Annotated in this window: 1 protein-coding gene; it reads left to right on the forward strand. The window is 43.1% G+C overall.

The genetic code is table 11. The annotated features are described in order from the left end of the window. Positions 1-68: 68 nt before the first annotated feature. Positions 69-1,082 (forward strand): ISAs1 family transposase (locus AB4263_RS00440; protein ID WP_372097145.1); only part of this gene is annotated, 1,014 nt, incomplete at its 3' end.

Consider the following 1,082-nt stretch of genomic DNA (forward strand, 5'->3'; position numbering starts at 1 on the left):
CAGGGCGGGATCGCACTTTGTTAACAAATATGATCTAATAGTGCTAAATCCACAATCACACAGCCATTTTGAACTTAATCGAACACTTATCAGTCGTCCAAGACACTCGGTCAGACATTAATCAGAAGCATGATCTTATCGATGTCATGTTCCTTGTAATTAGCGCCATCGCATCTGGATGTGAAGGATGGCAAGATATTGAATTGTTTGGGAAAGACAAACTAGATTGGCTGAGAAAATACAGAACATTTGAACATGGTATTCCACGTCGGCATACAATAGCCCGTATTTTACGTTCAGTTGTCGCAGAATCTTTGCTAGAGGCATTAGCCCTGTGGATTAACGAGCAACGCACTAGTCAACACAAGCCGATAATCGCATTCGATGGAAAAGTGCTGCGTGGCTCATACCGAAATGACAAAAAAACAGCGTTACAATTGGTTACCGCCTACGACACTGAACGTGGCCTCGTTTTGAGTCAAAAGCCGACTGAGAGCAAAAATGGCGAGATCAACGTTGTACGCCAAATGCTTGATGTTATTAACGTAAAAGGCAGTGTCATCACCATTGATGCCCTGCATTGTCAGCGCGATACGCTCGAGAAAATTGCAGAGAAAAAGGCTCACGTTGTTGTTCAAGTGAAGAACAACCAGCCCAAATTGAGAGTGGCTATTGTGGAGCAATTTCAAGCTGTCTTTGAAGCAGGTAAAGAGAAAATAGTTACCGAAATCAAAGAGAAGCACCATGGCCGCAGTGAAGAAAGATATGTATTTCAGTTAAAGGCTAAGTTACCTAAAGAGCTTGCGGAGAAATGGCCGACAGTACGAAGCATCATTGCGGTGGAGCGGCATCGAGTGATCAACGGAAAAGGAAGTGTAGACACCTCATATTACATAAGCTCTATGTCGCCGAATCACAAAATGCTAGGCCACTACATTCGTCAGCATTGGCGTATTGAAAACAGCCAGCATTACGTATTAGATGTTGTTTTTAAAGAGGATTACTCACGGATCACGCTAGATGGTGCTGTAGAAAATATAGCGTTGTTTAGACGCTTTGTGATGAACATGCTGAAGCAATGC

This window comes from Vibrio sp. 10N.261.55.C5, assembly GCF_041470505.1.
Taxonomy (GTDB): Bacteria; Pseudomonadota; Gammaproteobacteria; order Enterobacterales; family Vibrionaceae; genus Vibrio; species Vibrio crassostreae_C.